The following is an 18,269-nucleotide window of genomic DNA, read 5'->3' as shown; positions in this document are numbered from 1 at the left end:
TTTACATAATATAAAACTATCTAATGATGAAAAAGGGGATATTATTTGTGCTGGCAGCAGCGTTTCTGGCATCCTGCCAACAAGAAGAAGAGAACGGAGTTGTATCATCGGTCGACCGGGTGACTATCACTCCTATTATTACGCGTGCCACAGAAGTCAACTTCGAGAATCAGGACCAGATTGGTCTGAGTATCACTAAAGAAGACGGTACGGAATATGCCAAGAATGAGCTTATGACTTTCAATGACGGTGCTTTTGCCGGAAGTCTGAAATGGTATCCCGAAGGGACCGACAAGTCTTCATTCGTGGCTTATTATCCGTATACCTCAGCCGGTGTACCGACTTCATTCACCGTGCATGCAGACCAGAGCGCCAAGTACGGAATCTCCGACTTTATGGCGGCAAGCAAATCCGAAGTACTTCCTTCGGCTAACTCAATCAGCATGGTCTTCAAACACATGCTTACCAAAATGGTCATTAATGTGACAAACGAAACTCATTTAGATATTTCGTCGGTAGTTCTCAGAGGGGCTGTTCCCACTGCCAATATCGATCTGGCTACCATGAAGGTAACCGCAAGCGAGAGTGCCGCGGCAGCAAACGTCACAACACAACAGGTGACAAAAAACACCACTTACCGTGCTATCGTAGTTCCACAGACGGTTGCATTCACTCTTGCTGTAACAACCTCAGACAATAAGACTTTGACGCAAAGACTCGCATCTACAACGTTAGTTCAAGGTGGTCAATATAGTGTCAATGTCCGTGTATTGTCCGATGATATCATTGTGACGCTCAGTGGTGAGATAGAAAACTGGACGGAGGAAGGAGAAATCGGAGCAGATAATACGGTTCCTTTTGAAGAGCATCTGGACGAAAACTATTTCTTATATGACGAAGTAAAGTATAATACCGTAACTCTTGCCAACGGTACAATATGGATGGCTGAACCACTTTGCTATCTGCCTAAAGGATATACTCCATCCAGTGACCCGACAGCAGATTCTCATATTTGGTATCCATACGAAATCGTAGACGGTGCAACAACCGCACTAACAGACAATGCTTCTGTAAAAGAGCTGGGCTATCTATACGATATGGAAGCCGCACTTGGTAAAACTATAACCGAAAGCAATTATAATACTTTTGAAGGAGCACAAGGAATTTGTCCGAAAGGCTGGCATATACCGACACGTATCGAATACTTCAATCTTGTTGGTAAAACTACAGCTGATGCCGATGGTAAAACACCGGATAATAGTCAAGATGCCCTCTTCTATGATAGCGGCTATGACGGAGCCAAAATTCAATCCCTGATTGATGCCGGACTCAATTACAAATTCTCCGGAACTCGTATGATGGCAAATTTCACTGCCACTCCCAGTTATCAGAAGACTGTAATATCCAGTGCTACCAGTACAAAGACAGAATGGTATAATAAACCTGCCTTGAATCATTATATGACTTCAACTGCCTATAAGCCAGTGTACAATGCATCAAACGTACTCACGAACATCCAGTTCTTTGGATTGATGAGTACATTTACATCCGCCAGATATCCGGAAGGCAGATTGTCATTAAGTTACATCAGCATGAAGTCCGGTCAGCAACTCCGTTGCGTAAGAGACAAAGCAGCAGAATAAAATTTTAAACTATATATAAAACAAGCTATAACAATGAAAACAAAAAGACTAAACATCGCAATCGCCCTACTGGCGGTTGCCCTCATCGGAACCTCTTGTGGAAACAAACAACAGAAAAGTTCCTCGGACACAACAACAGAACAGGCTACATCGTCTGCTTTAGAAATTGACTCTCTTCTTGCCAATGCCGAAAGTCTGGCAGGGCAAGAAGTAACCATCGAAGGTGTTTGCACACATACCTGCAAGCATGGTGCCAGGAAAATCTTCCTGATGGGTAGTGACGACACACAAGTGATCCGCGTAGAAGCCGGCACACTGGGAGCATTCGACCCGAAATGTGTGAACTCCATTGTCCGCGTCACCGGAACACTGAAAGAACAGCGCATTGACGAAGCTTACCTCCAGAACTGGGAAGCACAGCTCAAAGCACAAGCTGCCGAAAAGCATGGCGACGGAGAAGCCGGATGCGACTCTGAAAAGAAAGCACGCGGTGAAACTGCCAGCACTCCCGAAGCCCGCATAGCCGACTTCCGTGCCAAGATAGCAGACCGGAAAGCGAACAGCGGTAAAGAATATCTGTCTTTCTATTTCATGGAAGCTAATTCGTATGAAGTGGAGTAGCAGCATCCGTAAATGGAGTCGACTGATACACCGTGATTTATCATTTTTCTTTGCCGGAATGGTCTTGATTTATGCCATTTCCGGCATTGTAATGAATCATCGTGACACTGTCAATCCCAACTTCTCCATCGAACGGAAAGAATATAAGATTACCGGGAAGCTACCGGGCAAAGAGGGAATGAAAAAGGAAAAAGTACTTACCCTGCTACAACCATTAGGAGAGGAAGGCAACTATACCAAACACTATTTCCCGAAAGCGGACATCATGAAAGTATTTCTGAAAGGAGGGTCCAACTTGCAGGTAAACGTCAGTACGGGAGAGGCTGTCTACGAGTCAGTCACCCGCCGGCCACTCATCGGAGCAATGGCACGTTTGCACTACAACCCCGGACAATGGTGGACTTACTTTGCGGATATCTTCGCAGTCGGCCTCATCATCATCACCCTTTCCGGAGTCATCATGCTGAAAGGCAATAAAGGTATTATCGGCAGAGGAGGAATAGAAATGATTGTCGGAATTATCATTCCCGTCCTTTTTCTTCTCTTCTTTTGAACAGAATAACTGATATAATAAAATGGAACAAATTATAGAATGTAACAACCTGACGCACTATTACGGCAAACGGTTGATTTACGAGAATCTCAGTTTCACAGTCCCCAAAGGACGCATCCTCGGACTACTGGGCAAGAATGGTACCGGAAAAACCACAACCATCAACATCCTGAGCGGCTATCTGAAACCACGCTCCGGAGAATGCCGTATCTTCGGGCAGGAGATACAGACGATGGCTCCGGCATTGCGCCGCAACATCGGACTGCTGATCGAAGGGCACGTACAGTATCAATTCATGACCATCACGCAGATAGAGAAGTTCTACGCAGCCTTTTACCCGGGCCAATGGAAAAAAGAGGCTTACTATGAGCTGATGAACAAGCTGAAAGTAGCTCCCGGACAGCGTATCTCACGCATGTCTTGCGGCCAACGTTCACAAGTGGCTCTCGGACTGATCCTGGCGCAGAATCCCGAACTTCTTGTATTAGATGATTTCTCACTCGGACTCGATCCCGGCTATCGCCGCCTGTTTGTGGATTATCTTCGTGATTACGCTCGCTCCGAAGGCAAAACCGTCTTCCTGACCTCGCATATTATTCAGGATATGGAGCGACTGGTAGACGACTGTATCATGATGGACTACGGAAAGATTCTGATTCAGAAACCGATTGATGAATTACTGAAAGAAGGACGTCGCTACACATGTACTGTTCCCGAAGGTTACGAACTTCCCGCATCCGATGATTTCTATCATCCTTCCGTTATGAGGAATACGCTGGAAACATTCTCCTTCCTTCCGCCTGCAGAGGCAGAAGCGAAACTGAAATCAATGTCAGTGCCTTATACGGACTTGCATAGCGAGCATGTGAATCTGGAAGACGCCTTCATCGGTCTGACCGGTAAATACTAAGGTTTCCATCATTCACAAATCAAAATTCACCAATCAAAATTCCAAAAGAATGTACGCTATATTTTATAAAGAATGGATAAAGACCCGGTGGTATTTTCTACTTGCCGTGATCACGACACTCGGTTTTACAGGCTACTGTATGCTTCGTATCAACCGGGTAGTAGAAATGAAAGGCGCTGCGCATGTATGGGAAGTCATGATGCAACGGGACGCCATATTCATCGAGATGTTACAATACATTCCCCTGATTGCCGGAGTACTGATGGCTGTCGTGCAGTTCGTCCCCGAGATGCAGCGCAAATGTCTGAAGCTGACCCTGCATCTGCCTTATCCCGAACTGAAGATGACGGGCAATATGCTGTTCTCCGGTTTAGTGTTGCTGCTTGTCTGCTTTGCTTCCAACTTCCTGCTGATGGAGATTTATCTAAGCGGAGTGCTGGCTCACGAACTGAAGAATCATATATTGCTGACTGCCCTTACATGGTATCTTGCCGGTATTTCCGGATACCTGCTCGTCGCATGGATCTGTCTCGAGCCGGCATGGAAACGCAGAATCATCAATCTCATTATCGCCGTGCTATTACTGCGAATCTTCTTTCTGTCGCCCACACCGGAAGCTTACAACAAGTTCCTCCCGTATCTATTGGTTTATACTTTGCTGACCGCTTCTTTCTCATGGCTTTCCATAGTGCGGTTCAAAGCGGGAAAACAGGACTAAGAGAATGAAGAATGAAGAACTAAAAATGAAGAATTAAATAAAGATGAAACGTTTCAGTACCATACTATTATATGTCACCATCGCGTTCCTGCTTCTCTGGCAGTTGCCTTGGTGTTACAACTTCTTTGTCGTAAAACCGGAGAAGACTCCTTTTACGCTATATAGTTTCGTGATCGGCGACTTTGCCTTAATGGGACAGGAAGAAGGAAAAGGAACCGTACGTCGCGATGCTGCCGGAAATATTTATTCCGAAGCGGCCTTCGACAGTATCCTCCCCATGTTTTATTTCCGCCAACTGATGTCCGACGAACGCTTCCCGGATACAATTAACGGGATAGCCGTCACTCCGAAAATCGTACAGACGGAAAACTTCAATTTCCGCAGTGTACCTACGGATATCAATGCTCCTTCTATCGGCCTTTATCCTTTGTTGGAGTCCATGTCCGGACGTGTGGACCTGAAGATGCCGGATGATGTATTCCGCATTACGTCCAAAGGTATTGAGTTTATCGATATGGCTTCGAACAGTGTAAATGCAGAAAAAAGCCTTCAGTTCACAGAAGCGATGGCAAAGAAAGATTTTCATTTTCCTGCCATTGAGATTGTAGGAAATCCTACGGTGAAGAAGGAATACGATGAAGGATATCTTCTGCTGGATGCCGACCGTCGTCTGTTCCATCTGAAACAGGTGAAAGGACGCCCTTATGTCCGCGCTATTCCGTTACCCGAAGGACTGACATTAGAGCACCTGTATCTGACGGAATTCAGAAACAAAAAGACGCTTGCCTTTCTGACAGATGTCAATAATGCCTTTTACGTGCTGAGAAGCCGCACATACGATATAGTGAAAACAGGCATTCCTGCATTCAATCCCGAAACGGATGCACTGACTATCATAGGCAATATGTTCGACTGGACAGTTCGGGTGACCAGCCCGGCCTCTGATAATTATTATGCTTTGAATGCGGATGATTATTCACTGATAAAGAAATTGGAAAATGAATCGAATACGCATTATATGCCCGGTATTACTTTCACTTCTTATACAGATAAATATGTGATGCCGCGTTTTGAGTAATCGATAAAGGGTTGCCCCAAGTCTTGTTACAACAGATCTGCGGCAACTCTTTTCATTAAACGACATATGTATGCAAAACTAAAGTAGCTATCTTTTATTTATTCAACATTATACCTTATCTTTGCCTCATCAAACAATTATCCACACCGCAATTGCCTCTGCGTAACACACAAACAAATACGGTAAAAAAGATAACAACTATAATTATAACCGTATGAAAGTTTGTAAAGCCCTGATTCTTTTGAGTCTTTTCATGGTTGCATTCTACAATTGTGCACCTCCGCCCGATGAAGACACAAAGGAAGAAACAGGAGAAGACACCACTACAGCCGAACTTCCCTGGACAGGAGAAACGGATAAATTTACCATTAATACCAAAGAAGGAGTACATCTCAATGATCCGGAAGAAGATGCCGGCACAGCCTACATCACATTTCCGTCTTCTTCCGTCCATAATACCCGGTGGGAGTTTGGAGTACGTCTGACATTTAATCCTTCTGCCAACAATTATGCCCGTTTTTACCTTACTTCCTCTTCAAACGTCCTTTCCGGTGAATTAACCGGATATTTTATTCAGATAGGAGGAGCCAAAGACAACGTGGCACTTTACCGGCAGAACGGGGCAGAATTAAAACTGTTAGCTTCCGGCAGAGAGCTTATGAAGGGGAACAACTCACCTAAACTTTACGTCAAAGTAGAATGCGACAACAATGGATACTGGACTTTCTGGACACGGTTGCTGTCAGAGGAAGAATATACGAAAGAAAAACAGGTCAAAGACAGCAGTATACAAAATTCCGTCTGTTGTGGCATATACTGTGTTTACACAAAGACTCGCTGTGACGGCTTTACTTTCCATCATATACAATTGTCCAATGATGTGGAGACAACTACGGAACCGGGGGAAACACCGGATCATCCGGAAGAACCAGAAACACCGGAAAAGCCCGTTCTCCCCGATTACCCGGAGGAAGTAAAAAATCTACTATTGCTAAATGAAATCATGTATGATAACGCAACATATGGTGCAGAGTATATAGAGCTTTACAATCCATCCAACTCCACTGTTTCGGTCCCGTCATTAAAACTATTGAGGTACATTGACAATGGTTCCGGTACAACGCAAACCACGACAACTGCCATCTTGAAGCATCCGGACAAGAATCAAAGGCTGGACTTTCCTCCTCATGGGTATATCTGTCTGACAAAATCTGCTGCCACTCTTATCAACAAGCACAAAGCTGACAAAAATAATATCATACAAATATCCACTTTCCCACGAATAAACAATGATGGAGGCTATCTGGCCATAACCACCAATGAAGAAAAACCAAGAATCATAGACAAATGCATTTACTCCGACAAGATGCATAACGAAGGAGTAAGAAACCAGGGTGTATCTCTTGAAAAGAAATCACCGGAGCTAAAGTCGGCTCTAAAATCGAACTGGAGTTCCTCAAAAAACGCAACAGGAGGCACTCCGGGAAGAAAAAACGAACAAGAATAAAAGTTTATAGATTAAAATCCCTACATTTGTCAGCAAAGAAGTAAAAAGAGTTTCGGATGATTTCATCCACAAACGAATTTAAACAGCAGCTATGAGTCCAATCATCTTATCTGTTACGATTATAGCCTATTTTGTGATCTTGTTTACCATCTCCTACATAGCAGGACACAAAGCAGACAATGAAGGATTCTTTGTCGGGAATCGTAAATCAGCATGGTATATCGTTGCTTTTGCCATGATTGGTTCTACTATTTCGGGAGTCACCTTTGTATCGGTGCCGGGTATGGTACAAGCCAGCAGCTTTTCCTATTTACAGATGGTGTTGGGATTCATCGTCGGACAGTTCATCATTGCCTTTGTACTTGTCCCTTTATTCTATCGGATGAAATTGGTTTCCATCTATGAATATCTGGAGAACCGATTCGGAACTTCCTCCTACAAAACCGGTGCGTGGTTCTTTTTCATCTCCAAAATGTTAGGAGCAGCCGTACGGTTATTTCTGGTATGCCTGACCTTACAACTGCTTATTTTCGAACCCTTCGGCATTCCTTTCCTGGCAAATGTGATTCTTACCGTATTTATCGTCTGGCTTTACACATTCCGGGGAGGAGTAAAATCATTGATCTGGACTGATGTGCTGAAAACATTTTGCCTGGTCGTCTCTGTTGTACTTTGTATTTATTATATTTCTTCGAGCCTGCATTTGAATTTCGGCGGTTTAATCAGTACCATTTCGGATAGCGATTTATCCAAAATGTTTTTCTTCGACGATGTAAATGATAAACGATATTTCTTCAAACAGTTTCTGGCAGGCGTATTCACAGTGATTGCCATGAATGGGCTCGATCAGGACATGATGCAACGAAACCTTAGTTGCAAGAACTTTCGGGATTCGCAAAAGAATATGATCACCAGTGGCATTTCACAGTTTTTCGTGATATTGCTTTTCCTGATGTTGGGAGTATTGCTTTATACATTCACAGCCCGGCAAGGCATAGAAAATCCGGCTAAAAGCGACGAATTATTTCCCATGATTGCTACCGGAAACTATTTTCCCGGAATGGTGGGCATCTTGTTTATTATCGGGTTAATAGCCTCTGCCTATTCTGCTGCCGGTTCGGCACTAACCGCTCTGACAACTTCTTTCACAGTAGATATCCTCAATGCCCATAAGAAAGAGGATGCGATTCTCAGCAAAATACGAAAACATGTTCATATCGGTATGGCCGTTATTATGGGAATTGTTATTTTTGTATTCAATCTCCTGAATAATACCAGTGTCATTGATGCTATTTATACATTGGCAAGCTATACGTATGGTCCTATTCTCGGGTTATTCGCTTTTGGCATATTTACCAGGAAACAAGTTTATGATAAATATATTCCGTTGGTAGCTATTCTTTCTCCTGCACTTTGCTACATATTGCAAAGTCACTCGGAAGCCTGGTTCAACGGATATCAGATTAGTTACGAGTTGCTTATACTTAATGCTCTCTTCACCTTTTCAGGACTTTGCATACTAATAAAAAGGAAAGACAAAGTAAAAGTATCTGCAAACTCTCCCGATTAAATAAAAAATTAAAGATGAAAATTACAATCAACTGTTTCCTGCCTTTTTGCAGACAGGAAGAAACGATACAGACAGTTAAAGAATTACGCACATCGGAATTGGTAGATAAAATCTATTTGCTGGTACCGGAAGCTACCGATATCTGTCTACCCGGATGTGAACTGATTTCTATAGCGAATATCCAGTCGACAGAAGCGATGAAAGCGATCGCTTCCCATTCCAATGGAACATATACCTTACTTTACACCAAGCATACTGAACTAAAGCTGGGATTATTCGCTCTCGAACGAATGGTTCAAATAATGGAAATGACGCAGGCAGGCATGGTATATGCCGACCATTATCAGCAAGTGAATGGTATACGGAAAGCGGCTCCCGTTATCGACTATCAATTCGGCAGCCTGCGTGATGACTTTGACTTCGGTTCTGTCATGCTTTTCCAAAGCGAGGTTTTCAGAAAAATGGTAAAGGCTACCAAAGAAGACTATCAGTATGCAGGATTATATGATTTACGCCTCAAAATCTCTCAAAAGAAAAAACTGGTACATATCAACGAATATCTATATACAGAAATAGAAAACGATACCCGGAAAAGCGGTGAGAAACAGTTCGACTATGTAGACCCGAAAAATCGCCGGGTGCAGATAGAAATGGAACAGGCATGCAGCGAACATCTGAAAGCTATCGGCGGATATCTGGAACCCTGTTTTCAGTCAGTCAACTTTTCAGCCTCTACTTTCGAATATGAAGCATCTGTCATTATTCCCGTACGCAACCGTATCCGTACTATCAAAGATGCGGTCCGCTCCGCTTTGAACCAGCAAACCTCTTTTCCATTCAATGTCATCGTAATCGATAATCATTCTACAGACGGAACCACGGAAGCCCTTCGGGAGTTATGTACTGATTATCGGCTGGTTCATATAATCCCCGAAAGAAATGATCTCGGTATCGGAGGATGCTGGAACACAGGTATCCATCACGAGAAATGCGGCAAGTTCGCTATCCAACTCGACAGTGACGACGTATACAAAGACGAGCATACTTTGCAAATCATGGTAAACGCTTTCTATGAACAAAACTGCGCCATGGTAATCGGTACCTATATGATGACAGACTTCAACATGAAAGAAATGGCGCCCGGCATCATAGACCACAAAGAATGGACTCCCGAGAATGGCCGCAATAACGCTTTACGCATCAACGGACTGGGAGCTCCCCGTGCCTTCTATACTCCCCTCCTCCGGGAAATCAACGTGCCGAATACCAGCTATGGAGAAGACTATGCACTCGGACTATGCATTTCAAGCAATTATCAGATAGGCAGGGTATATGATGTCGTTTATCTCTGTCGCCGCTGGGAAGGTAATTCGGACGCTGCATTAGCCATCGAAAAGGTTAACCAGAATAATGTATACAAAGACCGTATCCGCACATGGGAATTGCAACGGAGGATTCAAGTAAATAAAATAAAGCTGAAACCTCAAAAAGCAATCCTACAATTAATTGAAGAACAGACCCACTCATGGGAACTTGCCAAACAGAACTATCAGGCATTGGAAGAGTACCGAAAGCAAATGAAAAAAATGAGTCTGGCCGGAAAGGATTTCGATATGCTTGTATATACCTTTCCTAATCCCAAACGCATACTTTCGGCTACTGCGCAGACAGACACCTCCTCCATTCATGCACGCCCCTGCTTTCTATGCCAGGAAAACCGTCCGCAGGAACAAAATTTTGTCAGCTATAAAAATTATCAGATATTGGTAAATCCTTACCCCATATTCAAACAGCATCTGACAATTATCGACAGAAAACATACACCACAATCCATCGCCCAACGTTTCGATGATATGATAGATTTCTCCAGTTTGCTGCAAGAGAACTTCATTTTATACAATGGTCCCGAATGCGGAGCATCTGCTCCGGACCATGCTCATTTTCAGGCTTGCGGAAAAGAGGAGGAACTGGAAGGTGCACTAAGTGCGGATTGGCACAAAGAATTGTTGATTGAGAAGAGTAATGTAGAAATACATTCGATTGACAATCCAGTCACTGCAATTCTTATCCAGACAAAGGACAAAGCAACAATGTCACGTACATTCAAGCAGCTTTACGATATACTCGCTGCTGATAAAAACGGAAAAGAACCAATGATGAATATCCTTACCTGGTACGGTTTGGAAAAACATAAAGATTTTTTCCAAGGATACTACGAATCTGAATTGAAAGATTTGACACTGCGTTATCACTGCATGATCTTCCTGCGTAGCAAACACCGTCCGGACTGTTATTATGCAGAAGGAGATGAACAAATTCTTATCAGCCCGGCTATTGCCGAAATGAATGGCATATTTCCTGTTGTCCGGGAAGAAGATTTTCCCAAACTGACTCCCGAGAAGATATATGAAATCCGTCGGGAAGTTTCTATGCCTCAGGATGAGTTTATAAAAATTACAGAACGCATAAAGGCAGCATTATGAAAGAACCTCAGATAACAGTCGGTATCCTTTCCGGAAAAGAAATCGAGTTCTTTCTCCCGGAAAGCTTCGTTACCCCCGATGGCACGATGGCATCAGGGATACAAAAGGCTGTTTTTCAAAAAGGAAAGATATACTGGCAAGGGAAAGCATATAATGAATTATCATTCTCTCCCATACAGGATACTGATACTTTCTTTGAGCTAAAAGATGTTACCATCGGCATCAATTTCCATTGGGAACGCAAAGAAACACAAAGATTCAAAGGGAGTCTGAAAATAATCGTTGAAGAGGAGAGGCTAACAGCTATCAATGTAATTTCCATTGAAGAATATCTGACTAGTGTGATTTCATCGGAAATGAGTGCCACTGCTTCTTTAAGTCTCTTAAAAGCACATGCAGTCATTTCCAGAAGTTGGCTGGTTCATAAATTAAGAACGAGAAACATTCTAAATGAAGAATTAAGAATGAAGGATGAAACATTAGGGATGGCTACACGAAAAGAAAACACAGTCGGTTCTTCCTCCTCTACTTCTGATGCTTCACTCATCAAATGGTACGATCATGAAGCACATACACACTTTGATGTTTGTGCCGATGATCATTGTCAACGTTATCAGGGAATTACCCGTACTTCCACCCCACAAGCTATCGAAGCCGTATCTTCTACCAGGGGAGAGGTGCTTGTATACGAAGGAGAAATCTGTGACACACGTTTTTCCAAATGTTGCGGCGGCGCTTTTGAAGAGTTCCAAAATTGCTGGGAAAATGTCAGGCATCCATACCTGACCGGTCAACGTGATGCCTCTGCAATCCACCTGCCCGACCTGACGATAGAAAAAGAAGCAGAAAAATGGATACGTACATCACCTTCCGCTTTCTGCAATACGCAAGATAAAAGAGTGCTGAGCCAGGTTCTCAACAACTATGATCAGGAAACAATAGACTTCTATCGTTGGAAAGTCAGTTATACCCAACAAGAACTTTCAGCACTGGTCCATAAACGTTCGGGAATCAATTTCGGAGAAATCATAGACTTGATTCCTGTCGAACGGGGAACTTCCGGACGTCTTGTACGATTAAAGATTGTAGGTACTTTACAAACGCTTATTATCGGAAAAGAACTGGAAATACGCCGTACCTTATCCCCTTCCCATCTTTATAGTTCCGCATTCGTGGTTGACAAAGAAGGGGAAGAGGGTCAAGTACCCACCCGCTTCACTTTCACCGGAGCAGGTTGGGGGCACGGAGTAGGACTTTGCCAGATAGGTGCGGCAGTTATGGGTGAACAGGGATACAACTATAAAGACATTTTATCCCACTATTATCCTGGTAGTGTGCTTGAAAAACAATACGAATAATTCTAAGGTCAATACCATGATGACAATAAGAGATACCAATCACAGTATGTCGGTAAAGCGTAGAAATCCCTGGAACTGGATTCCTACACTCTACTTTGCGGAAGGACTGCCCTATGTAGCCGTAATGACAATCGCCGTCATTATGTATAAACGGCTGGGATTGTCAAACACAGAAATTACGCTTTATACCTCCTGGCTCTATCTGCCATGGACCATTAAACCGTTATGGAGTCCTTTCGTTGATTTGGTAAAAACAAAACGTTCCTGGATCATTGCGATGCAAGGTTTAATCGCTGCAGGATTTGCAGGCATCGCCTTTTTTATTCCGACAACACATTTTGTACAACTAACTCTGGCTTTTTTCTGGCTGATGGCATTCAGTTCGGCTACTCATGACATAGCGGCTGACGGATTCTATATGCTTGGACTAAATAACAAAGAACAATCTTTTTTCGTAGGTATCCGAAATACATTCTATCGTTTTGCCAATATCTTCGGACAAGGTATTCTCGTCATGCTCGCCGGATGGCTCGAAACCTCACAAGGCAACATTCCTTTGGCTTGGAGTATCACTTTTTATCTGATGGCAGGATTATTTCTTGCTCTCACCCTATACCACCGGTTCATTCTTCCACATCCTGATACCGATATCAAACGAGAAGGGCTCACGGCCAGTAAGTTGCTCGAAGATTTCTTAAAGACATTTATATCTTTCTTCCAAAAGAAGCATCTGGGACTCATGTTTTTCTTCTTGCTTACCTACCGGCTCGGAGAATCACAACTAGCTAAAATAGCCTCCCCCTTCTTACTGGATGATGCAGAACAGGGAGGCTTGGCGCTTTCTACCGCCACTGTCGGAATGATCTATGGCACAATCGGTGTCATCGCTCTGCTTCTCGGAGGAATTGTCAGCGGTTTTCTGGTTTCACGTGATGGCTTTAAGAAATGGATATTACCCATGGCACTGGCTATTAACCTCCCCGACCTTCTATATGTATGGATGGCAGCAGCTACACCGGATAACCCCCTATTTATCTCCATTTGTGTAGCTATCGAGCAGCTAGGATATGGATTTGGATTCACCGCCTATATGCTTTATCTGATTTACATTGCAGAAGGAGAACACAAGACAGCTCACTATGCCATAGGTACCGGTTTCATGGCACTGGGCATGATGATTCCGGGAATGCCTGCAGGATGGATACAGGAGCATATCGGATACACGAATTTCTTTATCTGGGTATGTATATGTACGATTCCCGGTATCATAGCGTCATTAATGATCCGCAATCGACTGGACGATTCATTCGGAAAAAAAATATAGAACAGAATTACTTATAACTTAACACATTAAAAAAGTAACAGTCATGAATGTAACAAGTAACAAACGCCTATTGGCACTCGATGTAATGCGAGGCATTACCATCGCCGGAATGATTTTAGTGAACACCCCCGGCTCCTGGCAACATACGTATGCCCCTCTCAAGCACGCTGAATGGATCGGCTTGACTCCTACTGACCTCGTATTTCCCTTCTTCATGTTTATCATGGGGATTTCGACGTACATCTCTTTACGGAAGTATGATTTTACCTTCAGTATACCTGCCGGTTTAAAGATACTCAAACGAACGGTCATCATCTTCTTAATCGGCATCGGTATCAGCTGGCTTTCCATTCTCTGTTTCCAGCATGATCCTTTTCCAATAGATCAGATTCGCATTCTTGGGGTCATGCAACGGCTTGCTTTGGGATATGGAATTACTGCATTGGCCGCTCTTCTTATCAAACATAAATATATTCCGTATCTGATAGCAGTTCTTCTGATCGGTTATTTCATGATTCTTGCCGTTGGTAACGGATACGTCTACGACGAAACAAATGTCCTTTCTATAGTGGATCGTGCTGTATTGGGGCAGGCGCATATTTACGGTGGTGCCATTCTGGACCCGGAGGGGTTATTAAGTACGATTTCTGCCGTCGCTCATGTGATGATCGGTTTCTGTGCAGGCAAACTATTAATGGAGGTAAAGGATATCCATGAGAAACTGGAACGTTTATTCCTGATAGGCACTATCCTCACTTTTGCTGGTTTTCTACTAAGCTACGGTTCGCCAATCTGCAAAAAGATATGGTCTCCTTCTTTTGTTCTGATCACTTGTGGTATGGGCTCCAGTTTTTTGGCACTACTTGTCTGGATCATCGACATCAAAGGCTACAAAGGCTGGAGTAGATTCTTCGAATCATTCGGAGTCAATCCACTTTTTATTTATGTACTCGCTGACATTCTGGCAATTCTTTTTGCTATGATTCCAATGACTTATGCCGGCGAACCAACTTCTTTACACGGATACATATACAGTGCCCTTTTGCAACCGGTTTTCGGAGACAAAGGAGGCTCTCTCATATTTGCCCTGCTCTTTGTCCTCCTCAACTGGGCAATCGGCTATATACTATATAAAAAGAAAATATACATTAAGATATGATACTTATTGCAGACAGTGGCTCTACTAAAACCGATTGGTGTGTCGTACTCAACGGCACGCTGATCAAACGAATCGGAACGAAAGGGATCAACCCTTTCTTCCAATCGGAAGAAGATATTCAACGAGAACTGACCATTTCTCTCCTTCCTCAGCTACCGGAAGGAAAGCTAAATGCAGTCTATTTCTACGGAGCAGGTTGTACAGCTGAAAAGGCTCCGGTTCTCCGGCGTGCCATCGCTGACAGTTTACCAGTCATCGGTAATATAAAAGCAAACTCGGATATGCTAGGGGCAGCCCGTGGATTATGCGGACATGAGAAGGGAATTGTCTGTATTCTGGGTACCGGCTCCAATTCCTGTTTTTATGATGGAGAAGAAATCGTAAGTAATGTCTCACCACTAGGTTTCATCTTAGGCGATGAAGGAAGTGGGGCGGTTTTAGGAAAGCTATTGGTCGGAGATATTTTAAAGAATCAGCTCCCTGCCCAATTAAAAGAAGAGTTTCTAAAGCAGTTTGATCTGACAGCACCTGAAATTATCGACCGGGTTTACCGTCAGCCATACCCCAATCGCTTTTTAGCAAGCCTTTCTCCTTTTCTTGCACAGCATCTGGAGGAACCGGGCATCCGCACAATAGTGCTTAACAGCTTTATCGCTTTCATCCGCAGAAATGTGATGCAATATGATTATACACAGTATCCTGTACGTTTTATCGGCTCCGTTGCTTATTGCTACAAAGAAATACTCCAGGAGGCGGCAAAAGAAACCGGTCTCGGAATAGGAAAGATACTTCAAAGTCCGATGGAGGGATTGATAGAATATCATACTTCTGCCAACTACTTGCTATAGGCTACATTTGCAGGCAGGCAGAAAAGAATGTGCTAAAATTTCAAGCACGGATCACACGGATTTCACGGTTTTAAGAGATTAGATGGACTATTAAACCGTGTTAATTCCGTGAAATCCGTGCCTATATAATAACATTATAAAATGTTACTTTTCACATCCGGCTTATCATCTTTAGAATTCCACCAATATACGGAATACTTTTCCCGGATTAGCTACCCACTCCTGCATTGCTTCCAAAGCTCCTTCAGGTTTTGCAATCTTGGTTATCAACTCTTCCACCGGACAATTTCCCGCCTTCATATAATTGATCACCGCACGGAAATCCGCAGGTAATGCATTTCTGGAACCACGAATATCCAGTTCTTTCTGCACAAAGTATTTCGTCTGAAAAGCGACTTCGCTCTTGGCATAACCAATGCAAACAACACGCCCCGTAAAACCGACTTCATCCACAGCCATCACATAAGTAACCGGACTACCGACCGCTTCAATAACCACATCAGCACCCAATCCTTCTGTAATCTCCTGCATCCGTATATGCACATCCTCTGTTTTGGAGTTAATCACATAAGAAGCTCCGACTTTCTTCGCAAGCTCCAGTTTCTCATCATCCAAATCGACAGCAATCACTGTTGCCCCCCTTAATGCAGCACGTACAATAGCACCAATACCAATCATACCGCAACCAATCACCATCACATACTCATTATCAATAACCCGGGCACGGGAAACAGCATGGAATCCTACACTCATCGGCTCTATCAAGGCACAATCCCGGGAAGAAATGTCACCGGCAGGAATAATCTTAGTCCAAGGTAAAACGGCATATTCGCACATTACCCCATTCCGCTGTACACCCAACGTTTCATTATGTTCGCAGGCATTGACACGACCGTTACGACATGAAGCACATTTACCACAGTTGGTATATGGATTCAAAGTCACATTCATACCCTTCTCGAAACCTGCCGGAACATCTGGTCCGATTTCTTCGATCACTGCTCCCACTTCATGTCCCGGTATTACGGGTAACTTTACCATCGGATTACGTCCCAGAAATGTATTCAGGTCGGAGCCGCAAAAACCGACATATTTGATTCTTACCAATACTTCACCGGTACCAGCAACCGGTTTTTCCAGTTCAACCACCTTCATTTCGAAGGGATTGACAATTTGAACTGCTTTCATCTTATATATTTGAAATAAATTTATTAATCGATTACCTTATAACCTTTCCAACCGTAATAGGCACAGAAGACGAAACAAATCATCGGTACACAGTATGCTACATAATAGATATGTTCGTGAGCGTGCATGAAATATGCCGTCAACTGAGGAAGGCAGGCATTGCCGACAATAGCCATCACCAAAAAGGCAGAGCCACTCTTTGTCTGATCTCCCAACCCTTTCAAAGCCAAAGAGAACTGAGTGGGATACATGATAGACATGAAGAAGGAAATAGCCAGCATAGCATACAACCCGATCATCCCTCCGTATATCATTACTACTCCACAAAGAAGAATATTCATCAAAGCATAGAGGAGTAACATGTCCTGCGGACGGAATTTCACCATCAAACCCGTACCGATCCAACGTCCCAGAAGGAAAGCAAGCATATACAGTCCGAAGAAAGTGGTCGCAGTATCTTCCGGAAGTCCTGCATAGGTACAGCAATAAACAAGAAACAGGCTATTGATCGCCGTTTGTCCACCATTATAGAAGAATTGCGCAATCACACCCCAACGTAAATGCGAGTGTTTCAACACTCCAAAGTCTATCAGTTTTTCCTTTTTATCAATGGGTGCTTTCTCATCCTCATCTCCGATCTTCGGCAGTTTTGAGAATATAAATACGACAGCAATGGCCAGAAGCAACAAAGCCAATATCAAATAAGGAAGTTTCATTGCATCCGTTTCCAACTGTATATAAGCCTGCCAACCACCCGGATAATCTACAGGAAGCGTCTCTCGCGTATAATGCGATCCACTCAAAATCAGTTTGCTGAGAAACATGGCGGCAATGAAAGCGCCAAGCCCGTTAAAAGACTGTGCCAGATTCAATCGCCGGGGAGCCGTTTCGGGTGCTCCCAACACTGTCACATACGGATTGGCAGCCGTCTCCAGAAAACACATGCCTGTAGCTATGATAAAGAAGATACAGAGATAAGCCCAGTACTCTTTCAAGATAGCAGCAGGAAAGAAGAGCAAGCCTCCGACTGCCGCCAGCACCAGACCAAAGATAATCCCTGCCTTATAACTATAACGTTTCATAAACATAGCAATAGGGATAGGGAAAATAAAATAAGCCAGCCAATAGGCAGTTTCTGTAAAAGAAGCTTCAAATGTGTTTAGTTCGCAGGTTTTCATCAACTGTCTGATCATGGTAGGAAGCAAATTACTGCTGATCGCCCACAAAAAGAAAAGACTGAAAACAAGTGCGAGAGGAATGGTATATGTATTTTTCTTCATTTGTACAATTATTGTTTCATGGTATAGTT

At 43.4% G+C, this 18,269-nt stretch carries 15 protein-coding genes; 13 read left to right on the top strand and 2 right to left on the bottom strand.

Going from position 1 to position 18,269, the window contains the following annotated elements:
• Positions 1-23 precede the first annotated feature (23 nt).
• The 13 genes from K6V30_RS06660 (at position 24) to K6V30_RS06600 (ending at position 15,772) form a co-directional block, all read left to right on the top strand.
• Positions 24-1,643: a fimbrillin family protein gene (locus K6V30_RS06660; RefSeq protein ID WP_224207268.1), complete on the top strand. Its 1,620-nt coding sequence runs from the start codon at positions 24-26 to the stop codon at positions 1,641-1,643.
• Between the two features lie 33 nt (positions 1,644-1,676).
• Entirely contained in the window at positions 1,677-2,264 is a 588-nt protein-coding gene (locus K6V30_RS06655) for a hypothetical protein (protein WP_010536311.1), read from the top strand.
• A complete protein-coding gene (locus tag K6V30_RS06650; RefSeq protein ID WP_055269102.1) occupies positions 2,251-2,817 on the top strand; it encodes a PepSY-associated TM helix domain-containing protein in 567 nt (188 codons plus the stop codon). Before K6V30_RS06655 ends, K6V30_RS06650 begins: the two co-directional genes overlap by 14 nt.
• Positions 2,818-2,839: 22 nt before the next feature.
• Entirely contained in the window at positions 2,840-3,727 is an 888-nt protein-coding gene (locus tag K6V30_RS06645) for an ABC transporter ATP-binding protein (protein WP_055269101.1), read from the top strand.
• 49 nt (positions 3,728-3,776) lie between these two features.
• Complete coding sequence (locus tag K6V30_RS06640; RefSeq protein WP_022301295.1) at positions 3,777-4,445, top strand: hypothetical protein; 669 nt, start codon at positions 3,777-3,779, stop codon at positions 4,443-4,445.
• Between the two features lie 43 nt (positions 4,446-4,488).
• Positions 4,489-5,523: a DUF4857 domain-containing protein gene (locus K6V30_RS06635; RefSeq protein WP_022301296.1), complete on the top strand. Its 1,035-nt coding sequence runs from the start codon at positions 4,489-4,491 to the stop codon at positions 5,521-5,523.
• Positions 5,524-5,737: 214 nt separating this feature from the next.
• Complete coding sequence (locus tag K6V30_RS06630) at positions 5,738-7,030, top strand: lamin tail domain-containing protein (RefSeq protein ID WP_022301297.1); 1,293 nt, start codon at positions 5,738-5,740, stop codon at positions 7,028-7,030.
• Between the two features lie 91 nt (positions 7,031-7,121).
• A complete protein-coding gene (locus K6V30_RS06625) occupies positions 7,122-8,600 on the top strand; it encodes a sodium:solute symporter (protein ID WP_010536305.1) in 1,479 nt (492 codons plus the stop codon).
• Between the two features lie 14 nt (positions 8,601-8,614).
• On the top strand, positions 8,615-11,083 hold the full coding sequence (locus K6V30_RS06620) for a DUF4922 domain-containing protein (RefSeq protein WP_055269100.1): 2,469 nt from the start codon (positions 8,615-8,617) through the stop codon (positions 11,081-11,083).
• On the top strand, positions 11,080-12,441 hold the full coding sequence (locus K6V30_RS06615; RefSeq protein WP_010536303.1) for a SpoIID/LytB domain-containing protein: 1,362 nt from the start codon (positions 11,080-11,082) through the stop codon (positions 12,439-12,441). The genes K6V30_RS06620 and K6V30_RS06615 overlap by 4 nt, the downstream gene beginning before the upstream one ends.
• Before the next feature lie 16 nt (positions 12,442-12,457).
• On the top strand, positions 12,458-13,765 hold the full coding sequence (locus K6V30_RS06610) for an AmpG family muropeptide MFS transporter (RefSeq protein WP_055269099.1): 1,308 nt from the start codon (positions 12,458-12,460) through the stop codon (positions 13,763-13,765).
• 43 nt (positions 13,766-13,808) lie between these two features.
• Positions 13,809-14,924: an acyltransferase family protein gene (locus K6V30_RS06605; RefSeq protein ID WP_055269098.1), complete on the top strand. Its 1,116-nt coding sequence runs from the start codon at positions 13,809-13,811 to the stop codon at positions 14,922-14,924.
• A complete protein-coding gene (locus K6V30_RS06600; protein ID WP_055269097.1) occupies positions 14,921-15,772 on the top strand; it encodes a hypothetical protein in 852 nt (283 codons plus the stop codon). Before K6V30_RS06605 ends, K6V30_RS06600 begins: the two co-directional genes overlap by 4 nt.
• Positions 15,773-15,943: 171 nt before the next feature.
• Here K6V30_RS06600 and K6V30_RS06595 read toward each other — a convergent pair whose 3' ends face one another.
• On the bottom strand, positions 15,944-16,960 hold the full coding sequence (locus K6V30_RS06595; RefSeq protein ID WP_055269096.1) for a zinc-binding alcohol dehydrogenase family protein: 1,017 nt from the start codon (positions 16,958-16,960) through the stop codon (positions 15,944-15,946).
• A gap of 23 nt (positions 16,961-16,983) precedes the next feature.
• The gene (gene fucP, locus K6V30_RS06590) at positions 16,984-18,240 is read right to left on the bottom strand and encodes an L-fucose:H+ symporter permease (RefSeq protein WP_055269095.1); all 1,257 of its coding nucleotides are present in this window, start codon (positions 18,238-18,240) and stop codon (positions 16,984-16,986) included.
• Positions 18,241-18,269: the final 29 nt, after the last annotated feature.

The organism is Bacteroides faecis, assembly GCF_020091505.1.
In the GTDB taxonomy this organism is placed as follows: domain Bacteria; phylum Bacteroidota; class Bacteroidia; order Bacteroidales; family Bacteroidaceae; genus Bacteroides; species Bacteroides faecis.
This window is presented reverse-complemented; position numbering and strand designations above follow the sequence as displayed.

Bases quoted from the DNA above. Each gene is read 5' to 3' on its own strand.
- K6V30_RS06660 (WP_224207268.1), top strand. From the start codon at position 24: ATGATGAAAAAGGGGATATTATTTGTGCTGGCAGCAGCGTTTCTGGCA.
- K6V30_RS06655 (WP_010536311.1), top strand. From the start codon at position 1,677: ATGAAAACAAAAAGACTAAACATCGCAATCGCCCTACTGGCGGTTGCC.
- K6V30_RS06650 (WP_055269102.1), top strand. From the start codon at position 2,251: ATGAAGTGGAGTAGCAGCATCCGTAAATGGAGTCGACTGATACACCGT.
- K6V30_RS06645 (WP_055269101.1), top strand. From the start codon at position 2,840: ATGGAACAAATTATAGAATGTAACAACCTGACGCACTATTACGGCAAA.
- K6V30_RS06640 (WP_022301295.1), top strand. From the start codon at position 3,777: ATGTACGCTATATTTTATAAAGAATGGATAAAGACCCGGTGGTATTTT.
- K6V30_RS06635 (WP_022301296.1), top strand. From the start codon at position 4,489: ATGAAACGTTTCAGTACCATACTATTATATGTCACCATCGCGTTCCTG.
- K6V30_RS06630 (WP_022301297.1), top strand. From the start codon at position 5,738: ATGAAAGTTTGTAAAGCCCTGATTCTTTTGAGTCTTTTCATGGTTGCA.
- K6V30_RS06625 (WP_010536305.1), top strand. From the start codon at position 7,122: ATGAGTCCAATCATCTTATCTGTTACGATTATAGCCTATTTTGTGATC.
- K6V30_RS06620 (WP_055269100.1), top strand. From the start codon at position 8,615: ATGAAAATTACAATCAACTGTTTCCTGCCTTTTTGCAGACAGGAAGAA.
- K6V30_RS06615 (WP_010536303.1), top strand. From the start codon at position 11,080: ATGAAAGAACCTCAGATAACAGTCGGTATCCTTTCCGGAAAAGAAATC.
- K6V30_RS06610 (WP_055269099.1), top strand. From the start codon at position 12,458: ATGATGACAATAAGAGATACCAATCACAGTATGTCGGTAAAGCGTAGA.
- K6V30_RS06605 (WP_055269098.1), top strand. From the start codon at position 13,809: ATGAATGTAACAAGTAACAAACGCCTATTGGCACTCGATGTAATGCGA.
- K6V30_RS06600 (WP_055269097.1), top strand. From the start codon at position 14,921: ATGATACTTATTGCAGACAGTGGCTCTACTAAAACCGATTGGTGTGTC.
- K6V30_RS06595 (WP_055269096.1), bottom strand. From the start codon at position 16,960: ATGAAAGCAGTTCAAATTGTCAATCCCTTCGAAATGAAGGTGGTTGAA.
- fucP (WP_055269095.1), bottom strand. From the start codon at position 18,240: ATGAAGAAAAATACATATACCATTCCTCTCGCACTTGTTTTCAGTCTT.